This window comes from Pedobacter sp. AW31-3R (genome assembly GCF_052180285.1).
GTDB lineage: Bacteria > Bacteroidota > Bacteroidia > Sphingobacteriales > Sphingobacteriaceae > Pedobacter.
The window spans coordinates 1,700,139-1,723,679 of record NZ_CP197475.1 but is presented as its reverse complement, the minus strand read 5'-3'; the positions used below and the strand labels follow the sequence as shown (position 1 = coordinate 1,723,679).

General features: G+C 46.5%; 11 protein-coding genes. All 11 read right to left on the bottom strand.

The window, feature by feature from the left end:
• Positions 1 to 879 precede the first annotated feature (879 nt).
• Positions 880 to 1,359 (bottom strand): ORF6N domain-containing protein, encoded by a 480-nt coding sequence (locus tag ACSBL2_RS07050; protein WP_442590973.1) that lies wholly within the window; start codon positions 1,357 to 1,359, stop codon positions 880 to 882.
• Between the two features lie 421 nt (positions 1,360 to 1,780).
• A complete protein-coding gene (locus ACSBL2_RS07045; RefSeq protein ID WP_442590972.1) occupies positions 1,781 to 4,330 on the bottom strand; it encodes a rhamnogalacturonan lyase family protein in 2,550 nt (849 codons plus the stop codon).
• A 25-nt stretch (positions 4,331 to 4,355) separates the two neighbouring features.
• A complete protein-coding gene (locus tag ACSBL2_RS07040) occupies positions 4,356 to 7,082 on the bottom strand; it encodes an exo-rhamnogalacturonan lyase family protein (RefSeq protein ID WP_442590971.1) in 2,727 nt (908 codons plus the stop codon).
• A gap of 205 nt (positions 7,083 to 7,287) precedes the next feature.
• Positions 7,288 to 9,030, bottom strand: a complete 1,743-nt coding sequence (locus ACSBL2_RS07035) for a RagB/SusD family nutrient uptake outer membrane protein (protein ID WP_442590970.1) — start codon at positions 9,028 to 9,030, stop codon at positions 7,288 to 7,290.
• Between the two features lie 193 nt (positions 9,031 to 9,223).
• Positions 9,224 to 12,364, bottom strand: a complete 3,141-nt coding sequence (locus ACSBL2_RS07030) for a SusC/RagA family TonB-linked outer membrane protein (RefSeq protein WP_442590969.1) — start codon at positions 12,362 to 12,364, stop codon at positions 9,224 to 9,226.
• Between the two features lie 50 nt (positions 12,365 to 12,414).
• Entirely contained in the window at positions 12,415 to 13,857 is a 1,443-nt protein-coding gene (locus ACSBL2_RS07025) for a fasciclin domain-containing protein (RefSeq protein ID WP_442590968.1), read from the bottom strand.
• Between the two features lie 13 nt (positions 13,858 to 13,870).
• Positions 13,871 to 15,373, bottom strand: coding sequence for a RagB/SusD family nutrient uptake outer membrane protein (locus ACSBL2_RS07020; RefSeq protein ID WP_442590967.1), 1,503 nt, complete (start codon positions 15,371 to 15,373; stop codon positions 13,871 to 13,873).
• 12 nt (positions 15,374 to 15,385) lie between these two features.
• Positions 15,386 to 18,676 carry a SusC/RagA family TonB-linked outer membrane protein gene (locus ACSBL2_RS07015; RefSeq protein WP_442590966.1) on the bottom strand — a complete coding sequence of 1,097 codons (3,291 nt, stop codon included), beginning with the start codon at positions 18,674 to 18,676 and terminating at the stop codon, positions 15,386 to 15,388.
• A gap of 21 nt (positions 18,677 to 18,697) precedes the next feature.
• Positions 18,698 to 20,896, bottom strand: coding sequence for a fasciclin domain-containing protein (locus ACSBL2_RS07010; protein ID WP_442590965.1), 2,199 nt, complete (start codon positions 20,894 to 20,896; stop codon positions 18,698 to 18,700).
• Positions 20,897 to 20,942: 46 nt separating this feature from the next.
• Complete coding sequence (locus ACSBL2_RS07005; RefSeq protein WP_442590964.1) at positions 20,943 to 22,559, bottom strand: fasciclin domain-containing protein; 1,617 nt, start codon at positions 22,557 to 22,559, stop codon at positions 20,943 to 20,945.
• A 157-nt stretch (positions 22,560 to 22,716) separates the two neighbouring features.
• On the bottom strand, positions 22,717 to 22,839 hold the full coding sequence (locus ACSBL2_RS07000; RefSeq protein WP_442590963.1) for a hypothetical protein: 123 nt from the start codon (positions 22,837 to 22,839) through the stop codon (positions 22,717 to 22,719).
• Positions 22,840 to 23,541: the final 702 nt, after the last annotated feature.

Genomic DNA, 23,541 nt, shown 5'->3' with positions numbered 1-23,541 from the left:
CCTATTATTAATTATTTTAATATCATATGATGATCATAAATTTAAATCAAATGAACATATATTTTAAGTAATTGTACTCGCTATCTGTCCGGTACGTCCTCGGTCAGAGAGCGACTCAGGTGTATGTTATTTCCGTGAAAAGTCCGTGTAAAAATCACTAGTGTTTTTTACCCCCTCAAAAGTCGGACTCAACTCGCAGCTGACACGCAGGCTGCCCGAGGACGTATGGACAATTTTAAAACCGTTACCCAGTTCTAAATATACCCAATCACAAACTATTGCTAGTTTTGCACAAAATGAAAATACTTCATATAATGACCTCTGAGCGAATTAATAATCACAGGCATGCCTGACATAAACGCTGGCGTTTAACCGCCCAGAAAAGCTTTAAATAGCCTAAAAACGTAAATTATCAATTCTTATACAGAGCCCCGGCACAATAGTCGACATAAATCACCGGATGGAGGTAGTTTCTGATCAATTACAAATCCGTTTACACTCCATATTTCCATGGTCAGGATCGAGAAAATTTCAGTCTGATTTGTATTTTTCATACAGCTGCCCTCCGTTGATTCATCATTAACCAACAGTTAAAATAAAGACATCCTATCTTCAGGATCAAAATTTGTATATCTTCCTCTTTCTGGACGAACTTTGAGTCAGTTTATTTTGAGACAGGATCATTAATGAAACCCCATACCATTTAACAAATGAATCAAAAAAATCAATATATTCATTCCTATCCTAAGGAGCCTGTCGGGCTGACGGATTATAGACAACTAAATCAGGATTTTTTTTCAGAGGGATGAAAAAGACAGGGAGAAGCGAGCATGTGCGAGCTGGCTGGATTTTGAAGCCCTGCAGGTGCTGGGGTGGAGATTATTTACTCAGATAAGTGAACAATACCTCTATTTTCTGATCCTGCTTAAGAAGCTTCTTTTCAACCTGTTCCACCAGCAATGATACGTCTTTATGCAGCAGTACCATTTCACGAATACGGGTATAGATACGAATAATCTGGATATTAACATAGATAGCTCTTTCACTATTCAGTACATAAGACAACATCGTTACTCCCTGTTCGGTGAAACAAAAAGGCATATAGCGCAATCCCTGACGATCTTCTTTGGAGGTCACAATCTGTGACCTCCAATTATCCAGTTCTCCTTTAGTCATTTCAAACATAAAGTCTTCTGGGAAACGGGTTATATTACGCCGTACCGCCTGTTTTAACACTTTGGTCTCTACACCATACAATTCAGCAAGATCCCTGTCCAGCATCACTTTCTGGTCCCGGATCACATAAATCTTACTCATGACTACTTCATCAGGCACGATAACTGCGTTCGTTTGGCTCATACTGTGAAGGTATTTAGATAGACGCTTATTGTGGTTATTTTTTTTGGACGATATTTTTTTAACACTACTTTCAGGTTTACTGCTCTGGTAGCTCTTCCCACTGCTCACATAGCAGGGAACAGCATCGTTTTGTGCATGATTATGAATATAAGCTATAGAATAACCGCATTACGCAAGGCAAAAAATCAAAACCTGCCTTTCACACCTGGGCGCGGCAAGTACAAGTATAGACCACCAAGCATAAAACGTCTTGTCGTGCTTTGGTTTGGGTCTGAAACTGTTCTGCCTTGGGAAGGGGTTGCGGACAGATAGAACTTCAACAAAACAGTGTCAGTATTATTAGGATCAAACATGATTCCCTTATCCTATCCCAATTGAAAAATCCTTGCTTTCAATGAGCGCAAATAAATGGATCCGGGAATCAGGGCAGCTGGTAAATTTTGAGGTTATAAATTTCCTGATTGGATTTCGTAGACCTGAATCCGAAATACCCCTCCTCCAGTACCTGCTGATCCTGATAAGAAAAATATTTTTGGCCGTTGACCAAAAAAGACACTTCTCCATGATTGACCACAAGGGTAATATGGTACACCTTATTTGCTTCCAGTAAATGTGCCGAATCAGTATATTCAGCAATAAGTTCTCTGTTTCCCTTACCATCATACTTACGGAAACGGGTGGTTTTATTGTAATTCCCTCCCATTCCGACATAATATAATTTCAGGTCATCATAGGCTTCCAGTTTTCCGTCCCGTGTAAAAAAATCAGTGCGCTGGGGATCGGATGCCATCCAGAACTGGTTAAGGTCGGACAACCTGTCTTTTGCCCCGCCATTCAGGATCACTTTCCTGTCGTAACTGATCCTGATATTGCCTTTCAGCTTTTTCTTTAGCCAGACCGTCACTCCACCATCGGTTTCCAAAATGAGCTTCCCATTTCGCGTACCTGCAAATTCTCCCGGAGCAGGCTTTAACTCTACCTGCCATAAACTGGTATCAAGCGCACTTTCGAAATTATCCTGGAAAATAAGTTGCGCGCCAGGGCTAACCCTATGGTCAACGATGGCTACTTTTTCAGTCGATGGGTGGCGCATACCGCTTCCCAAATAAAATCCGGGATGCGGAGGCTGATTATAGGCAACATTCTGGCCGGCTACAGCTGTACGGTATTGTGGATCCTGCATTAAGGTAGTAAAGCGGTAATTTGTTGGAATCGTTGTTGAATACACACGCAATTCCTTATTGTCTTCAGTCCGCCAGATCACTTCTTCACGCCAGTCGCCAAACAGATCGGCACTCAACACAGGTGTTGCCTTTGTCCCGTTGTTAGACACACAGTTTTCTGCAGTCAGCAGGTTCACCGTTTTCTCTGCTTTCCAATCCCATTTATCGATCCTGTTTTTATCCAGCAGTTCCCTGGTCAGGTCACCGTCCCACCATACCAGAAAGTTGGTAGAAGAGGGCGTATGCAAACTAATGGTCTTCCCATTCAAATCACGCAGGCCTCCGGGGCCGCCCCAATTTTCAAATCCCGGGTGTTCGGGATCTATATCTGCAGCGACTCCCCTGCCCACATCGATATTGCGTCCAGTCGTAAATTTCGTTTCCCCTGTTTTCGCATCATAAAGGGCAACACCTGGCCTGACCGGTGTTTTTACCGTATCCTCAATCTCATGGATTCCAAACACCGAAACGTCCTCATTCAGGGGACTCATCTTCGCTACATGTAAGGCATCGCCATGGCCAAATCCTGTTGTATACAAACCTTTTCCATCGTCATCAACCGTCATGGCACCCACACAAATCTCATCTTTCCCATCAGCATCCATATCGGCCACACTCACACTGTGGTTTGCCATCCCGGAATAAGGGTTATTCCTGTCCTTCGAATCAAAAACCCAGCGACTGCTCAGTTTCCCATTTGTCCAGTCCCAGGCCGCAATCACGGTACGTCCATACCATCCCCTGACAAAAAACACACTGGGATGTTTCCCATCCAGATAGGCCACTCCTGCAGTAAAGCGGTCGGCCCTCCCTCCGGTACTATCATTACCACCATTGCCACCCGTTCCCCCCCAGCCATCGAGCGGGAATCTGTCAGGTATAAAAGGAACTGTTGCCATCACGGCTCCGGTTTGCCCATTGAAAACACTCAGATACTCTGGTCCATTAACGATTTTCCCATAGGTACCCGAAGTTTTATCATACGTTCTCCAGTCTTTCTCCCGATCCCCAATAGCCTTACCCAGGCCATCGATGGTACCATCGGCTGTTTTGGTCACCAGCTCCGCTTTGCCATCACCGTCGAAGTCATACACCAGGAACTGGGTATAGGCAGCACCAGACCGGATATTTTTTCCGAGGTCAATGCGCCATAATAGTTTTCCATCCAGCCGGTAAGCATCCAAAAGCTGATTTCCTGTAAAGCCGGTACGCGGTGGATCTATGGCATTGGAAGGATTCCATTTCAGGATAATCTCATACTGGCCATCGCCGTCCAGATCGGCTACACTGGCGTCATTGGCACTATACGTAAAGGGCTTGCCATCAATCTCTCCTGGGGCAGGGACTTGTAAGGGGATAGATAAATAACCTGTCGAACGGCTATCATTTGATAAAAAATAGGAGGAGCCGGCATCAGTTTCCGCTGCAGTTGCAGCAGCAGATAATTTGACAGACCAGGTATAGGCAATACCACTTTTTGCGGTACTGTCTGTAAAATTAGTTCCGGCTGCCAGGGTTTTCCTGTTCAATTTCAGCTTTGCTTTTCCTTTTTGCTGCCGGTAAATATCAAAAGTGGCATCTTTTGGGTCACTGGCTAATAAACGCCAGCTTAAAAACACCTTTCGGTCGTCCACTTTCAGCGCAATAAGTCCGCGATCCAGCTTTTCTACTTGTTTTTGTGCATAACTGCTGAGGGAAAAACCCAGTAAAAAGATTCCACTGCGCAGTATATTTCTGTAAAATATCATGGTATGATGAATTGATAAACCTTATTTATATGGCTTTCCCTACATAGGCAAGGCATTGGATAGCAGCGAGGGCCCATTGTGCCACACCATTGGTGGACAGGCTGGCATTTTCCTCAACAGGATAAAATACCTGTGTACCACTGATTTTTTCAGTTTTGAATCCCCCGGGAATGATGCCCGCCCTGGCTCCATAAAACTCTGTCCAGGCCCTTTTAGCCAATTCCGGATTCTGATCCTTATATGCCGCATACGCAGTTAGCCTGGAATGCCCCTGTCCGAGATTGAGCTTCTTCAGACTTTGTCCCAGTTCTTTCTCCTGCTCTTCAGCACTTGCGTTATACAACCGGCAATACTGCAGCCATGCCGCTGTAAACTCAGGAAGGTCAACCAATGCAATCAGCTCAGCCGCAATTTCCGTCAGGCCGAATACAGCACTCAGGTGTGATACACTTAAAGCTTTGGAAGTGCTGATCTCAAATTTCCCGGTATCCAGGTGTAACACTCCTGATCCGGTAAAAAAGCCCTGCGGCTGTGCAGCAATAGTTTTCATGCTGTTGAGAAGGCGGTCCCTGATCTCCTTATTCCCGGTACGTTCCCATTCCGTCAACCAGGCCGCAGCAATGGATCCCCAGTCTGTGCCGAAACCCGAAGGGATTTTATTCTCGGTATATTCCGGTTGTTTACTGTTCCTGATATTTTCCAGCTTACGCCCCGGTACAATCCGGCTCAGTGTTTTTGCAGCAAACACCTGCTCTTTCAATAAATCCCCTACCCGCTCATCGCCCGTTAAATAATAATAAAACCGCCGGTTTGCCGCAGTGCTGATCCGCAGTTGCTTGGCACTGCATCCCCAATGCATGACATTGTGCCGGGAACCCAGGGGAGCAAAAGGGCCCATATGGTGTACATCCACCTCTCCGGTATGCCTGGTCATGGCCTCGGCCATTCTAAAGGCATCTTTTTTCTGTGTTTTCAGATAATAATACCATAACCACAAGTCTGTAGAAAGCTCAGAATTATCCCAGGCAAAACCTCCCACATCATAACGCCAGGTATGGCGGTCACGATCATAGGCATGCATGAAATCGCCGTAGTTCCAGAACCCGTACCACTTGTGCTGCTCCACTTGTTGTTGATAGTAACCAAAATACTGGTCGAGTTCATCTTCAATGGCAGCCCTGGCGGCATCAGAACGATCCGTTAAACTCCAGTTCCCTCCAAAAACCTCCTGCTTTTTCAAATAGGCATGGTCTGTAAGGAGTGTCGCCGGATGTTGAATCTGCTGCGCAACCTTCAGCAGGGCTTCCCTTGAAGGGGTTGCGCTTACCGCCTTGATGACCAGCTCACTTGTTCTTGCCACCCCATTGGGTGTACCAAATCCGGGTTCATAATCCTCATAGGTAATCTCCAGTGCCTCGCGCTGTTTTGCAAAATCATCTTCCCCCAGTCCATCGTGGTAAAAGCGAAGGTCCATTGCAGCGCTTTCCGGGGCCCAGAGCCACAAGTTCAGTTTTCCGGTATCTGTTGCCGCATTGCGGATGTCCAGCTGTGCCGGAAAACTTTGCCAGAAATTCCTGATCCCGGCAATTAAACCACCCCTGGGGCTGCCCAGGTAAACCGTACCCAAGGCCCGCTTTCCCTGTGCAGCACTCAACCACCCATGGCCGGTACCCGTCCGCTTCCGCAGAGAGAACCCCTCAGAATTTCCCTGAAACAAGGTATAATCTCCGAAAGCCGGAATATACTTCAATTGCCGGGCAATGATTCCGGGAAGTTCAGTGACCGGCGGAGTAGCCTCCCCATTGAGCTGTGCTGACCTGAATGGCGTGCCTGGATCCCTCCGCAGGCCGGTTAATCCCCTTACGGCTTCGGCAAAGATTCCATCTTCTTCACTGTTCACAAAACGGATATGCCTGTTGTGCAGTTCATCCTTGAGTGGCACCTCAAAAGAGAGTCCCAGACCTTTAACAAAATGAACCTGCTCGTTTGCATCATAGATCAGGGTATGCAGGATCTTAATTTCGTCGCTTCCTGCAAAAAAATGGAAGCGAACCACGAAGGGCAGCAGTGCCAGTTTTTCTGAGGTATGGCGACCTGATATTTTAATAACGGCCCTGACAGGGCCGCTTTGTTCCAGTACTACTTTCTCAATTTTCCCTTTTAAAATTTCCCTGGTCACTGGGCGATCATAGGCGTCGTCAGGCTGGTCCTGGATAATGGCTTCCAATAGGCCGGCAGTGGCAATGGGCTGATGGTTGATACTGATCTGAGGTATAAGTACCTGACCCGATTTATTCAGGGTACACTGTAGTTTACCTGTATCAATCTTCCAGGAATCTGCGCCCTCCTTCACACTCAGTGTTACCTGTTGTGATTCCGTTTTACCCGGCACCACTGTATACGCGCCATCTGATGGCAGCTGCGTCGCCGCATGTCCTGTCCATTTTAAAGATCCGTCAGGCCAGTAGGCCAGTGGCCAGGATTGAAGAACAAACTCCTTTTTCTGTACATTACGCAAATGAAATTTCTGGTTTGGCTGAAGTGTCCCCTTCGGCCAGGGCACCCCCCAGGTTAAACCGCCGGAAAGCACGGTATTGCTTTCTTCCAGCCAGGTCAGTTTTACAGGTTCTGCCCCGGTTTTAATCCCTGAAAGGATATTCGCTGCCCCCGTGTTGATGACAGCAGGTGTCGCAGCGGTGATGATCATTGAATTTTTAAGAAATTTCCTTCTGGAAAGGGTTCGTTTTATCATTGGGATTTCGTCTTTTTGTACAATCTTATCTTCGTCAGCCGGTAAATATATCAAATATCCTACTTAATTGGTAGATATTAATATCTTATCCGGGGATGTCCTGGAAACACGTACTTTGGGCATACCGACAGCAGGTTTCTTATGTCAACAAACAGCAAACTTCTATGCCCGCAGGGTCACCATTACCTGTACCCGGACTTTGTATTTACCAGTTAAAAGGCAGGTACCAGTTGGCTTTATCCAGCAGCCTTGCCCTCACCGCGGCAGCATCCGTATATCCGTCTTTTTCTAATTTATCGCCAATTTTATCTGCCAGAAAAGAAGCATCATTCCGGCGTAAAGCAATTCTCAATAAATCCGGCCAGCGGTTGCCCTCATAAGCGAGCTCCAAACCTGCTTCATTTAAAATGGCATCCTCCAATCCCAGCTGGTCATCTTGTAAAGCGCTGGCTAAGGGCGTAAGGTATGCCCTGCCCCGGATTCCCGCATTGCGGTGCCATGGTCCCCTAAAATACGGGGCAGTACCATATCTCGCATCAAAATCATAGGGAGCCGCCTCATGGCTCTGCTGTAAATTGGTTTTATCTGTATTTGCAGCGTCATCATAGGCTGAAGCAATGCCATAGTTGACCAATGCCCAGGCCACCTTCCCCTGATGGTCCCTGTTTGCCGCTTCTGCATAATGCAGGTGCAGCAATGCCGCACGGTATAAAAACCAGTTTCCGGTCTTTTCCAGCGGTAGCAAAAAATTGTAATTATAGGTGTATTTACTCACCACCGGCTGTCCGCTGTCCGACGCATAGCTAAACAATCCGCGTGCATCAAAAGAAAATCCGTTTTGCTGGGTCTGACTGCCCCAGTTGCTGATGGCGGTTTGTGAAGGCTTCACCTGGTATTTCCCTCCCTTCACTGCGAACAGGTCAATAAATGGATTCACAGGGGCGAAGTTTTTATTGAAGGGCAGCACCCAGATCCATTCCGAATTCCATAACACATCCTGACTGCGGGCGAACATAGATTTCCAGCCCTGGGTATTGCTGTTGATCAGCGACCCTAAATTCTGCTCCTGATACCTGATGTAACCCACTGCCAGGTCATTGTTTGATGCAGCTTCCGCATACCTGACCTTGTAGAAATCAAATTGTTCCACACCGTCAGCACTCGTCGTATACCGCTCCATCACCGCTTTGTAACTGGTGGCCGCTTTTAAATAATCGTTATTCCACAGATAGAGGTCGCCCAGTAAAATCTGTTTGTCGACAAAAAACTTAGCGGTTGAGTACCCATCTACAGTAGTGACCAAAGAGGTAGCGGCAGGATAAGGGGCTAAAGTAGGTAAGCGTTCTGTAAAGGTGATCAGTTCCTGCAGCAATTGTTTGAAGTTTAACCTTGGATATTTGGAGACATCTTTAAGTTCTTCGACCTTTTCAAAAGGATGGGTGACATAGGGTACGGTTCCAAAATGAATCCCCAGCTGCAGGTATAACCAGGAACGTACCGCACCAATATCGGCATATCTTGAATTGTATTCCGCAGTCGTAAATTTCTTATCCTTCAGCATCACATCAAAATTCTTCAGGGCATCATTGCAATAGAAAATCACCTCATAAAACGGGCGGGGATCGGCATATGGATTTCCAATAGCCACCTGGTGTGTACTGACCTGTTTCAGGTCCGGACTGGCATTCGCCGTTACTTCCAGCAAGTCGCCACGCAATTCATTTAAAACCACATACTGGCCTGCGAGGGATTGTAGTTTTCCGTAAATGCCTATGACTGCAGCATCAGCGTCAAAAACATTACGGTACATATTTTCTGCGGCAAGTGTCTGCTCTGGGTCAATGTCCAATACCTTTTTACACGAGGAATGCATCATCAGTACCACGAGCAGTAAGCCTATACTTTTTGGGGATTTTAAAGACCTGTATATCATGTGAAGTTGTATCATCTGTATAATTTTTTCATTAGTGAATATTTGTTTTTATCGGTGATGAAGCGATCATCAGCGTTCTCATTGTTGTTTGTAAGCGGGTAGCTGATGATGGTTTCATTAGTAAATATTTGTTTTTACCGGTGATGAAGCGATCATCAGCGTTCTCATTGTTGTTTGTAAGCGGGTAGCTGATGATGGTTTCATTAGCTTACAAGCCGATCCTGATCCCCAGCTGTACCGATTGGTATTGGGGCTCCAGCATATAATCCGTTCCTGCGTTAAAGATTCCCCCTCCGGCATTAAACTCCGGATCGTATCCCAAATAATGACTGAGGGTAATGAGGTTGGTCGCGCTCGCATAAACCGTTACATATTTAAACACACCAGCAACTTTAGGTATCCGATAAGACAGGGAAAGGGAGCGTAACCTGATATAGGAACCATCGGCTATCCATCGGCTGGAGAACCGGGAATTTCCCAGCGGATCGCCATAGGATGCCCTGGGAATATCCGTTTCCTGCCCATCGCTGCGCCAGCGGTTAATGACTGCTGGGGTCTGGTTGTTGTAGCTGCTTTGTGATTCCAGCTGGTACCGTGTATAATTGAACACATCGCCACCACTGCTAAAAGTAACTAAAGCGTCAAGCGACCACCTTTTCCATTGGAAAGTATTGATCAGGCTGCCAGTAAAATCCGGATTGGGGTTTCCGATCACAACCCTGTCTTGATCATCTATCACCTGATCATTATTGATGTCCCTAAAATTGACATCCCCACCTTTAAAAGCCTGCAGGATACCCGCGCTGTTGAGGGTACTCTTGTTTGCTGCCGCAGCTATGGCATCAGACTGGTATACCCCATCGGCTATATATCCGTAAAATAAATTCGGCTGACTACCAACCTGAGCTATATAAGATGCACCGGCACTGTTGGTAACGATGAAGGGATTTTGTGGGAGCCTGGTTAACTCTGACCTGTACTTGCTCAGTGTGATACCCGCCACCCAGTTTACCGCTCCGTTCAGGATACGGTAACTGGCACTTACCTCCAGTCCACGTGTTGTTAACCCGCCGTTATTGGTAATGATCAAAGGAAGACCTGTACTTGCCCCGGTAGATTCATAGGTCAGCATATTTGAAGTGGTATTCTGATAGAAATCGGCACTCAGCTGCAACCTTTCCTTAAATGCAAGAAAATCGGCACCCACATTCGCCTTTTTCACCGTTTCCCATTGCAGGGCTGTATTGGCAATATTCCCTCTCACCAGCCCTTCCATACCGAGCAAATTCTGTGATACATAGTAATTGCGGGCACTGTAATTTCCGATATTGTCATTTCCTGTCAGCCCGTAACTCAGCCTCAGCTTCAACTGATCGAGCCATCCTGCCCCGGCCAGGAACTGCTCTGAAGATACCAACCAGGAAACACCTGCTGAAGGGAGGACAGCAGAATGGACACCGCCAAGGGATAAGGCATTGGGAATATCGGCTCCAAAACGTGAAGATTGGTCAGTACTGAGGTTGGCATTCAGGAAATATTTCCCGGCATAACCATAGTCAGCACTCAAATACTGGTTGATCCATCGCCATTTTCCGATGTCGCCCCCCACCTGCCGCAAGGAACTGAGTCCCGTTCCCACACTAATCAGGTCGTCTGTGGCAGAATTATACCCCAGGGCATAGTCATCCTCTGACCTGGAATTGTTAAACCGGAACCCTGCCCTGAACGCCAGCTCATGAAACTGTCCGACTGTAGTCTGATAACTGATCCGGGTATCATTATTGACGGTGAACAAACGCGGCACACGGCTGCCCAACCTGCTTTTGGCCAGGGCATTGCTCAGCGTATCAACAGCTACCCCTTTAGCAGGAATAAAATTGGTTTCCCTCACTTTGTCGTAGGTAATGCCAAAGATGGAAGTCAGGTTCAGCTTGTTACTGAAGCGGTAGTTCACATTCACCTGACTGTTAAAGCGGTAATTTTTATTGGCTTGCTGCGCATTCTTAATGATGGCGGCAGGATTACTTACATTAAAAATATCAGTATCACTTAAGTTAGGCGACACGTTTCCATCGGCATTGACTTCATTTACGGGAATAAAAGGCGATTTCACCAGGGCCAGATACAAGGGATTTGTTTTCAGCGCATGTCCCTGATCGGTTAAGTTCTGCTGGTTATAGGTAAAGGCAAGGTTCACGGCAGCGGTCAGCTTTTTAGTCAGGTTTAAATCTGCATTGAAGCGGGTGTTGTAGCGTGTCAGCCCCGTATTTTGTATAATCCCGTCACTCTTCAGGTAGCCGGCAGACAAGGCATATTTGGCAATGTTATCTCCCCCGGTGATGTTAAGGTAGTAATTCTGGCTATAGCTATCCTTAAACACCTCTTTCTGCCAGTTGGTATCATGGTGATAGAGGTGATAATCAGGATTAGACACCTGATCGTCCAGATAAGGGAGTGCCTGCACCTGCTGGTTGGTATATCCGGCACTCTGGAATATATCTGACAGATAAGTCCGGTATTGTGCCGCGTTTAACAGCGGAATACCTCCAGGCGCTATATTTATTCCTGTATTGACATCGAAATCAATTTTGGTGGCCAGTTGCCTGGCATGTATGGTATTGATCAGGATGACCCCATTCGCTCCTTTGGTACCATAGGTATTCAGCGCATCTTTAATGACGGTTACCTGGTCGATATCCTTTAAGTCGATAGATTGAAGCGGATTATTCCGGTGTGCATTCACTAAAGAGGAGCCATAGTTTTCATTGTCGTATATAATCCCATCAACCACAATCAGCGGTTGGTTGGAGGTATTGATGGAAGTCAGACCCCGCAAAGTGAGCAGGGCACCTCTACCGGGTGTACCCGAATGCCTGGTCACTCCAAGTCCGGCGATTTTACCCTGGAAATAACTGTCCGGCGTTTCCCTGCTGTATTGTCCCACACCGGCCATATCAATCTGGTCTACCGCACCGGTAATTTTAGTTTTTGTCCTCAGAACCCCATCATTCAGGGGCACTTCGTCAAAGCTGGTATTCAAGCTATTCTGGTACAAGACAATCTCAAGCGTACTTTTCCCTTTCAGGGCAACCTGTTTATACGGGTACCCCTGTCCCCTGATATCCAGGCTTACCCACAGGTGAGGTACTTTCAGGCTGAAATAACCTGTATTGTCTGTCAGCGTTTCCGCTAAATTCAAGTAGGAAACACTGAGTCCTGCTACCGCCGTTCCTGCCGCTGAGCTGGTGATCCTGCCGGTAATCAGGGTATCTTTTTTACTCCGTATCTGCCCCTGTAATACACCGCTGTAAATGACGGTCAGCGCTATAAACAGGATTCTAAATTTCAATGGTGGATGCATAATTTAATCTCAATGAATAATATAATTTCCGGGAATGGTTAATCCAGTACCGGAACTAATTTCAGGTAGTCAAGTGTCAGTGTATTCTGCCCGGTTGTTCCACTTGCCGCAGCAACCAGATAGATATCCAGGTGGCCATAGGTATCAGCGGTATATTCGCCCAGCAAGACCTCGGTATAGGAATTGGGCGTCACGGTGATATAGGGTAAACTGGTATCTGTTGCCAGGTTAAAGGCTATCCGCTGCTGAAAAGCGATGGTCTGGCTATCGGCATTTCCCGCTATCGCCCGCCAGTACACCTTATACTTTGCTGCCGGCACGTTTTGAAGCCTGTAGGATATATAGAACTGCGATATCCCATGCCCGTAGATAAAAATATCCTTATAGGAATTTCCTGAGGGGTCCCGTTTCTCGCGGAAGTAGGTGACGGCAGATTTATCTGTTCTGCTATAGCCCAGTGGCGCTTCCCCCTGAACGACCAGGGCGGGAAACTTATCTTCCAGACGGAAGCCTACCCGTTTCAGCACATGTACAATTCCATTACTCAGATGGTAAGTTGCAGAGATCACCGTCTTGCTCAGCGGGATTTTCACCTGTCCGACCGACAGGAGTGTATCCGGTAAGCTGGTTAAGGGGTACACACCGGCCACAGCAAGGTCTTTCACTAGCCGCCATGCCGTCAGACTTGCCGGATTGGCCTCTTCCGAAGTATTAAAATAGGGCCTGAGCCTGGTGTACTCCTCGGTATAACTGTCATCTTCCAGCAGGAAATAGGTAAACTGCTTCCCTTCATCATTTAAATCGGCCACCTGATCCAGGTAATAATTCCTGTTCACCTCCCCGCTTCCTGATTGGTAGACCGGTGTACCGGTCAGGGGGTCTATACCGGTTTGCACAGCCTTCGACGGGTCAAATCCGATATAATTCTGTGATAAAAGATAGTTCTTCTGTAACTGCGCCAGCCCCGTGCCGCTGATAAACTCCCAGATATTCTGTTTAACCAATTCGGCCTTATCGATAATGTGCAGCAAGCCATTTCCGGCATAACTATTTGCTTTCACAATACGGGCACCATCAACCGAGTCGGTTTTCAGTGTAATATATTTTCCGCTCAGTGTCTCAATCCGCTGTCCATTTAATCCACTTTTATTGGCATAGCTTTGCAGGCTGATATGGGCAGCTACAAACTGCTTCAATTTCGCGGTATCCTGAGTAATTTCTACCGCTAAAGTTGCTATCGCTTCATTTTGCGGAGCCCAGACCGTATAACTTCGGGAGGAGGCCAGCACCTTATCAAAACCTGTTTGAATTAACAAGGCCGCAAAACTGTTTAATGAAGGTTCCTGTTCGATCTTTTGAAAAAGGTTTCCGCTAAGGTCTGTATCCTTCACTGCATTGTGGTCCTGCCAGGCATCTTTACAGCCGGTAAGCACGGTGAGAAGCAGCAGAACGTAAAGGTGTCGTAAAACTTTATAAGTCATCTGGATATGGATTTTATTTATAAAATGGATTTTGTACCAGCGCTGTATTGGTCAGTAACTCATTGGTATTGACCGGGAAATAATGGCTGTTGATATCCCTGTATTTGGCCAGGGCCGATTGCTGCCTGTCGGAAGAAACCGTTTCGGCAACCACCTGCAACAAAACATTCAGGTTCTGGTAATTATTTCTTTTGGCATTGCGCAGCAGGTCATACCAGCGCTTGCCTTCAAAAGCAAACTCCCTGGCCCTTTCGTCTAAAATATAAGCGCTGATCCCTTCTGTATCATCCGCTTGCAGGTCCTGCTCCGTGCCAGCCAGCGCATTGGCCCGGGTACGGATCACCTGCACCAAGTCTAAGGCATCCTGGCCGCGGTTTACCTGGTTGCAGGCTTCCGCCTTGATCAGCAAAACATCAGCATACCGGTAAAAAAACCAGTGTGCATAGGAATCTGCCGCGGCCCTGGAATTGTAATTATCTGTACCAATGTATTTCCATATGGAATTGTCACTGGCCTTCACCGCAGCACCCACCCCCCGGATATCGGCATTGGTCTCGTCCACATAATCCAGCGTATACACATCCTCCAAAACTTTTCCGGCGGCTACAAAACGACGCCTGGAGGTGGCAAAAAGACTATACAGGGTATTTATTTTTTGTGCATCATACTGAAGTTCAAAAATACCTTCGTTGGAATTTCCTACACCATACACGGTGTTGAACCAGCTACCTGTACCTGCGACCAGACCATATTTTCCCGAGGCAATCACTTTATCACATTCCGCAATCGCTTCCGTATACTTCTCGTCCCATAAATACACATCCGCCAGGATCGTCTGCACCCCGCCCTTGGTCAGCCTTCCGGTATCATACAACTTACTGCCATAACTTATTGCGGCAGCAGCTTCCGCGGTAAGCAGGTCTTTTGTGATCTGTGCCAGAATCGCTTCCTTACTGCTTTTTGGTATCGGACTGATATCCTCATCGGTAGAAGTAGATTTCAGCACCAGGGGGACTTCCCCGAAACTTCTCACCAGATAAAAGTACATCAGGCTTCTCAATGCCAGCGCTTCAGCCACATAGGCATTCAGCTGCGCCTGCGTAAAGGTATTGTCGTATTGAATCACGGCTGGTGCAAACTCGATCACGGTGTTACAGTTATTAATGGTACGGTAAACCGCGCCCCATCGGGAAAGGGAATTCGTGGGCAGGATATTCACATTGATCACATCCTGCTCATCGGTCGTAATTCCGGTGGCGGGCGTTAAGAAATCCCCGCGCAGCTCTCCCCAGAGGAACAGGTATTCAGGCAAAGCCCTGTCAGAGACTCCTGCCGGCGGCCCCTGCATCGAAGCGTAACACCCGATCACGGCTGCCAGTACCTGCTCTTTTGTTTTCCAGAAGTTTTCTTTGATAATCCCGTCCTGTGGCTCCTGATCAAGCCATTTCTTACAGGAGCTGAGCAGCACAACAGACAGTAAAAGGACGATATAAAAGGTTGATTTAAAAAGTTTCATAAGGTGGTTGATTTAAAAACGTGCGGAGAGACCCAGGGTAAAAGTCTTTACCGGTGGAGTTAATGAATTGTCTGTTACCGTAGAAAAAGCGTTGGTAATCCTGATGGCAACTTCAGGATCCTGTCCCGTATAATTTGTCCAGGTGAGCAGGTTTTCTGCCGTGAAGTATAAACTGGCCCCAAGCATCCCCAGGCGTTTCGCCAGCTTTTGATCCAGGTTATACTTTGCCGTCACACTGCGCAAGCGCAGGAAGGAACCATCCTCGACATAGCGGTCAGACCCCAGCCAGTTGTATCCTGTACCGATCACTGCCCTCGGGATATCGGTAACATCACCTTCGTTCTTCCAGCGCCGCAATACTGCGGTACTCTGGTTGTCATAGGTTGACATATTGGTGGTGGTGATTTTCGTGCCATTGATGAGGCTGTTCCCATACCGGTAACTGAAGAAAACCAGTAAAGTGAGGTTGCCCCCGTAGGTGATATTGGTTCCGAAACCTCCTGAAAACTTAGGGTTACTGTTTCCCAGGTAAACGACATCCCGGTAATCGATGACACCATCATGGTTAATGTCTTCATATACCGCATCTCCGGGTTGAAACACATAATCTACCGCCGGATAATTAAAGCGCATATAAATCTTCTCCCCATCCAGCCCTACCAGCTGATTGCCATTGGCATCTTTCGCTACGGTCGCATCTTTGTCGCTGTACACCCCTTTGTAACGGAAACCATAGAAAGAACCAAAAGGGTTGTTTTCCTGCAGATAACTTTTGTACACCCCATTTTCTGTGACGCTCTTTGTACTCTCCCTCGGATAGAGGGAAGAAATAGAGCGGATGATGTTCTCATTGTGGGAGATATTGAAATTGAAGCCGACCTCCCATTTTTTGGTTTTCAATGGCGTAGTAAAAATGCTGAGTTCCCAGCCCTGGTTGTCCATCGTCCCCACGTTGAGGTCTACGGACTGGAAACCCGAGGAAGACATCAGCTGCAGGTCAGGATAAATCATATCTGTAGTGCGGTTACGGTAGACATCCACATCGAGATTGATTCTGTTTTTCAGTAAAATAAGGTTTAATCCTATATTCTTTCCGGTTACCGTTTCCCACTTCAGGTTTTTCAGTTCTATGTTCGAGGAGTACACTCCGGAAAGTCCCATATAATTCCAGGTGTAATTGCTGTAGGTATTGTAAAAGGTATAATCATAGCGCGGGGTATTGCCCACCTGTCCATAGCTTAACCTTAAGCTCAGGTCGTCTATAAATGTTGCTTTTTTGAGGAAGTTTTCGTCTGAAATTCTCCATCTGCCCGACAGGGAAGGAAAATAACCAAACCTGTTGGCAGGCCCGAACCTGGAATCCCCATCCATCCGCACTGCTGCATTCAGGATGTAGCGGTTGCCCATAAATCCGTACTGTACATTGGCGATTGCCCCGATGGAACGGCGCCTGATCTGGGAAGAAAGCGTATACAGCCCATCGCTTTGTGTCCTCGACTCGGAGGATACATCCTGCAAATAAGAGGATGCCGTATTGGAGGTCAGAATTTGCTGATCTACATATTGCAGGTCACTCGTCTGAAAAGATAAAGCACCGGAGAGGCTATGTTTAGGCCCCAGGGTGGGTGTATAGAGCAGATTTGTTTTTGTCTGCACACTGTAGGTATCATAATCCCTGTCGCCCGCCCGGTTGACGGTGGTTTCTGTAAATGGTCTTCCGGTAGCTATCTGTGGCAGGAATGAATTCGTCTTTTGGGTATTGATATCGAACTGCACATCGGTACTGAGCTTCAGCAAAGAAGGGACAAGGGTATACTGAATATTAAACTTGGGAACAATCCGTTCCCCGGCCTGTACATTCTTCGCTGCGAGGGCCATGGCTACCGGGTTGTAAGTCCCGCGGATGGCGCCATTGGAATTGAAAAAAAAATACCCCTGGATATTCTGTTCAGGCGAAAAATAATTGGGGGTCTGGTTGCCGTAAATGTCATACTCGTACACACTCATATTGGGCATCTTTTTATAGGCCACTTCACGTATGGTATTGCTGTAAGGCTGGTTATTGACCACATGCGTGTAAGCCACATCGGTACGGAACCGGAGCCTGTCCGACACGTTATAATCCAGGTTGATCCTGGTGGTGATCCGCTCCAGGTCTGTCCCAATCACGGTTCCTCCCTGTTTGAAATACCCCATGGAGGCAAAATACTTTGCCCTTTCCCCGCCTCCGGAGACCGATATATTATGGTCCTGCAGTACCCCTGTCTGGGTGATTTCCTTCACCCAGTCGGTATTGTTGCTGTAATTGTAATACCAGTAAGGGTCTTTCACATCATAGGAAAATTCCTTATAGGTAGAGGTATTCAGCGCTGCCCCCGTCCGGTTCATGTAGGCTTCCGGGATCAGCTGCGAATACTGGTCGCCGCTCAGCATCGGAATTCCGTCAGGCTGTCTGGACACCGATCCTTTGAAGGTATAGGTCAGCACCGGCTTCCCGATAGTCCCCCTTTTTGTGGTGATTAACAAGACCCCGTTTGCGGCCCTGGATCCCCATACGGCTGTGGCGGCAGCATCTTTCAATACACTGATTTCACTGATATCTGAAGGGGCAATATTCAGCAGCTGGGCATAGCCCTGTTCATCCGCCGTACCAAAGTTGAAATCATCGGAAATCGTCGTTTCATAGGGCATACCGTCGACCACGATCAAAGGATTGGTTCCCGCATTGATAGAGGAAGTCCCCCTGATCCTGATTTGCATCCCCGCCCCGGGATTGCCGCTCTCTGCCGCAATATCTACCCCGGAAAGGCGGCCCTGCAATTGCTGGTCGATCGAGGCTCCAACCATTTCTTCCATTGCCTTCGCACTGATTGTCGCTACGGCTGTGGTGCGGTTTTTCTCTTCCACGGGAAGTCCGTTTCCACTGTCGACCGATTTACCAGCTGAGATGGTCACCTCAGTGAGTGCGTTTTCCTCGGCCGTAATTTCCAGGTTAAAGACCGAGCGGCTGCCGATTTTCAGGGTCAGTGTTTTATAGCCAATAAAAGAGATGGAGACGCTGTTCGTGGCATCCGAAACCTTAAGCGCGAAGTTTCCTTCCCTGTCGGTCGAAACCCCATTCACCGTACGCCTGTTTTTGTCCACCTCCACAACCGATACTCCCGGAACCGGCCGGTGATCGGTATAATCGGTAATTTTCCCCCTGATCATCGTTTTTATTTCCGGACTTTGCGCAAGGGAGGAAAATGCAAGGGAGGACAGGATAGACAGAAAGAAAGAAAAACTATATATATTGAATTGCATAGCACAAATGATATTTAATAATTAAGGCCTGAGGTAGGAATTAATCTGGTGAAGAACAGTCCTGTTGGACAGGTTACTATTTGCGGGGCCGGTGACGGTAGAGGTAAAATTCTGTTTATCCTGAAAGGAGAGGACGCGGTTCACATTGGTTACTTTTACCGTCACCGGATAACCTGCAGCATCATTCAACAGCGTTTCAAAATTGCCATCCTTATTGCCATCGGCGATGATAATGGCATTGTTAATCAGGTGGTGCCGGATGAAATTCAGCACCAAATTGACATCGGCAGCGGCTGTAGGCGCATAATTCGGCAATCCACTGGCCAGTTTGGGCAGCACCCCATCGGTCACGGCCTGCTGGATAGCGGCATCAGTAGGGATCAGTACCGTATAAAAAGTACCAGTAACCACACCGCTGATCTCTCCCGTACTGCTGTTGTAAATCGTAGTCGCATTCTTCAGAAACTGGTAAAAACTGTAATAAGGTGCAGAAGCGGTATTCCCGTACTTTTCGATATGCTTGCCGATATTCAGGCTGGAAAAATCAAGCAGCCCGTCAGCAGCATAGGAAACCCCGTTATTCGCCTCCACTTTTGAACTCAGTGCAACGGACTGTTCATTTACCGATGTACGGTCTGATGTGCCGGAACTATATACCTCGCCATTTTTCAACTTGATGACCTCCCCGCCAATGGTTTCCGCGAGCTGCTCTTCCGAGATATCCAGGCCTGAGGCCGTTAAAGGAACAATATGGGTATTGACAATACGCTTGAGACGGTTTACCGCATCGGTACCAATAACTTTTGTCCCTCCGCTGGCCGTATATTCAAAAGTATTGTTGGGGGTATTCCAGTCAAAACCGTACGACCTCAGCACTGCATCTGAAATTAAAAACAAGGCGAACTTCAGGTTAGGGTTAATTATCGTCAGTTTTCTTTCCAAATCCAGCGCCCTTTTAAAGAGCGTGTATTGGGGATCCAGGTAAGCCTGGCCATATACTGAATGAAATACATTGGCTTCCTGCACCTTACGGGTGCCATAGAAAAAGCCGTTGCTCAATACCTGCTGATCTGTAATATCGGTCGCGGGATCAAACCTGGCCTCTTCATTCAGGTAATTGGTGGTCGTTTTGAATTTGCTTGGCCAAACGGCCGACTGCCAGAAATGTGCATTCAAAAAATCGGTGATCACTTCCAGGGGCAGCTGGTTGATGGTCTTGGTCGCATAATGTTTCAGCAATACATTTTGTTCATAGGCCAGCAACGCTGCATTTGTTGGTGCAAAAAGTGTCCAGCTGTTCGCTTGTCCGTCGTTGTCCTGCAACTTCAGGTAATTTTCATTATTGGGTGAAAAAGCAAGGGATACATCATATAGCTTGATATTCACCTGATCTGCCGAACCCGTTAAGGCCTGATACCTGGTGGTCGCCTCAGCATTGGGGGCATAGCTTACTTTATAGGTATCCAGCAATTTCTTAAATTCGCTGTACTCGGCATGGGCTGTCAAATACTGGTCGATACTGGAGAGCGGACTAAGCACCTGGTCTGTTTCATGGATCACGCCATTCTCTCCAACAATATCCTTGTTGACCACAGCCGCATTCAGCACATTAAAACCGGTATAGGTAGCATTTGGAAAAAAATAGTTGTAGTCGGCAGCCGTAAGCTTTTGCGCATCAAAATACCCGGAGAAAAAATAGGTCAGGTACTTATTGTTATTATCTGCGGCCACATAACTGCCGTTGCGGTTCGCTGCAAGTAGCTTGGAGCTGATGCCTTTGATCTCGCCGCTGTACACAAAATCGTAATATGCCGTCCTCCTTCGGAAAGCCGCATTCGTCACCCAACCCAGGTTGGACTGGTAGTCTGCTATATGGTCGGTTTTGAAAGCATTGAACACCAGTGCGTACTCCACCAGTCTGCGGGCTTCCGTAGCCTCTATTGCCGATACATTTTGGATATGGTGTGCACTTAGATAAGCGTTAAATGCGTTATCATTCGGCGCAAAGACAGTCCAGTAGCCGGCGGCATTCAAAATATCCTTATAGCCGGCTTTGTCAATTAAGGAAAGAAAAGAATTGAAATTTCCTTTGGCCTGCAATTGCTGGTAGATGGGATTTGCAAGGGATGCAGGTCTTTCATAATATTCATTGAAAGTATCTTTCTGGCAGGCACTGAAGATGCACAGTAAGATACTGAGGTAAGCGAAGTTCTTACTCATGATCATGCGTTTTATTGGTGATTATATTAGATGATTGCTGGGAGCCTTAGGGGTTAACCTGAGTACCGTCCCTGTTAAAGCGTGGCCACTTTTGTTCAATATTGTAAGGAATAATATGGATCATATCGAGGTTAAAGGTGTTCGCAGAACCACTTTCATTGCTCAGGGCGACAAATTTGATTTTATGTTTCCCACTGGTCTTCACCTCTACAATTCCACTCAGTTTCGCAACATTATTCGCCACCGAAGCTGCAGTGACCACAAAACGCTTAAAACCAAGCGCCTCTGCCCCATTATCCGTCTCATTAACCGGGTAATAATCATGGGCAAGGACTACATTCTGCATCGCCACATCATCAAACTGGATCTGTATGGTCTGGGAACGCGCCCTGCGGTAGCAAATCCAGATTTTATACCTGCCTTTGACGATGAAAGGCGTGGTAAATTCTATCCATTGGGTAACGGCACTCCTGATATAAAAGGAGAGGAAATCATCGTAAACATACGCGTCACTGGCTGAGCTTGCATTGGAATTATAGGTAATATCGCCTCCCTGCCATTTCATTCCTTCAAATTGTTCCGGATCTGAGAATGCCGCTTTCTGGCCAGATTTCCGGAAAACCGAAACCAGCTTCCGTATTTCAGGCTGATCGGCAGGATCCCAGTAGATGGCATAGGGTACCCTCAGTTTGATATTCAGGTTTCCTGACAGTTCATGCAGCGTACCATTACTGGCCTGAAAATCACTCTTCGCACGATTCACCAGGACTCCCTTTTCCACTACATCGTTAAAGGTATCTTCGTTGATCAATATGCTTTCCCCATTTAATTTAGTGGTAATCACTTCATTTAAAGCAAGGGTTTCATGGGAAGAAGCACTGACAATGTCTGCCAGATATTTAATGTCAGGCAACAGGTGATAAGCCACAAAAAGGTGCAGGCTATCTGCCGGATCGAGCGGGTCATTTTTAGTGGAATACCTTGTTTTTAAAGCGGCGTAGGTGCTGAAACCTGCTTCATGAAAAGAGGAATCACTTTCTGCGATTGCGGTAAGCCACCGGTGGCTCCCATTGATATGGTTGAGGGTATCATAAAAACCGGTTTCTTTCAATGCCTGCGTAAATATAGAATAAGAAGGATTTTGTTCAATAAGCTGGGCAAGGGTCAGTTTTGCAGGGATCAGCACCCGGTCAAGCACATGTATGACGCCATTACCGGTGATAATATTACTGCTGATCATATTCGCAGACCTGTTGACCTGGATACTGGATACGCCATTGATGGTCGAAACTCCGGTAATCAGGTATTGACCATATTGATTCAGAACCGGGATTTTACCATCGGTGAACGAGCTGGTAGTAATGGTATCTGTAAATAAATGGTACCTCACCAGATCTTTCAGCTCCGCTACAGGAACTTCCTGCACGGAGCTCTTCCCGATATCCTTAAGCCACAATTTTACGGCATCATTATCGGGGGCGAAGATCGTATAGGTTCCGTAGGCATTCAGTACGCCCGAAATTTCAGAACGTTTCAATACGGATGAAAATTCAGAGAACTGATCGGGATGCTGAGCCAGATAATCGGTAATATTCAGGTCGGATGTGGTTGCGATGGTATAATTGTTCTTCTTACAGCCCGAAAAACTAAAGAAAACAAGCATTAAAAGAGCGTACAGTACGGCGGGTTTTGATAAAAAAAAGTGCATAAGAATTCTATTCCACTAGTATAATTAGTTGATAATGTCATTGATGAAACAATAATGAACAGGTGATTTTACAGCTCAGGGCTGGACATCAGAAAGGGGAAGGAAGAGGGATTTAGAAATCTATCCCCATCAACACCTTATATTCCTCAGTACGTTCAAAAGAACAGTCGAATACAAAACAAAACCAATTGCTGAAGGGAGAGAAAGAAGCGCCTGTGAAGTAAAGATTTTCCATGATTTAAGTTTAAGTATATAATTGATTTTTCAGTATTAAAATGACGGTATAGGGCCGCAGAATTCCTAACCAAACCCTAAGGTAAAGTGGATATTTTTAAAAGCCGGAGGTAGATGGAAGCGATGACACATGAAACATTTAGACCAATGAATCAGATACATAGCTTAACAAAAATTACTGTAACAACAACAATAATTCAATAATCGGGGGAGATGAGATAGAATACTTGCAGAGCGTAAACTTGTTTTCATGGTGTAAGTATAAGGAAATTATTTTATATACTACCAATATAGTAGACAAAATATACAATAGGCCTAGTACTTGTTAAAATAATGCTACAATTGACTAAAAGAGGGTTAATATCCGTTTGGTTTTATTGCTTTATCAGGCTCAGTAATCGATTAACCGTCGCCGTCCGGATCAGTGTTATTCCAGTAAACAGCTTTTCAAGTGAGTTCTTTTCAGTGCTTTTACACCCTCGATCACAGCGGCAGCATTCAGCTCCGCCCCTGCTTCATTGGTATGGGTATGGTCGCCCGGAAAAAAAAGGCCAACCTTTTCTGCTCCAAGTACATCATATTGATCACTGGTGATGGTATTTAATATCTAACAAATAAGTAGACAAAAATATATGCTTTTAAATTCCAGGGATTTTGCCCCTTATATCCCCCGCTAAAAAATTACATTCCGGTGGATTAAGTA

Coding starts and splice junctions, on each gene's coding strand:
- ACSBL2_RS07050 (WP_442590973.1), bottom strand. CDS start 1,359: ATGAGCCAAACGAACGCAGTTATCGTGCCTGATGAAGTAGTCATGAGT.
- ACSBL2_RS07045 (WP_442590972.1), bottom strand. CDS start 4,330: ATGATATTTTACAGAAATATACTGCGCAGTGGAATCTTTTTACTGGGT.
- ACSBL2_RS07040 (WP_442590971.1), bottom strand. CDS start 7,082: ATGATAAAACGAACCCTTTCCAGAAGGAAATTTCTTAAAAATTCAATG.
- ACSBL2_RS07035 (WP_442590970.1), bottom strand. CDS start 9,030: ATGATACAACTTCACATGATATACAGGTCTTTAAAATCCCCAAAAAGT.
- ACSBL2_RS07025 (WP_442590968.1), bottom strand. CDS start 13,857: ATGACTTATAAAGTTTTACGACACCTTTACGTTCTGCTGCTTCTCACC.
- ACSBL2_RS07020 (WP_442590967.1), bottom strand. CDS start 15,373: ATGAAACTTTTTAAATCAACCTTTTATATCGTCCTTTTACTGTCTGTT.
- ACSBL2_RS07015 (WP_442590966.1), bottom strand. CDS start 18,676: ATGCAATTCAATATATATAGTTTTTCTTTCTTTCTGTCTATCCTGTCC.
- ACSBL2_RS07010 (WP_442590965.1), bottom strand. CDS start 20,896: ATGAGTAAGAACTTCGCTTACCTCAGTATCTTACTGTGCATCTTCAGT.
- ACSBL2_RS07005 (WP_442590964.1), bottom strand. CDS start 22,559: ATGCTTGTTTTCTTTAGTTTTTCGGGCTGTAAGAAGAACAATTATACC.
- ACSBL2_RS07000 (WP_442590963.1), bottom strand. CDS start 22,839: ATGGAAAATCTTTACTTCACAGGCGCTTCTTTCTCTCCCTTCAGCAAT.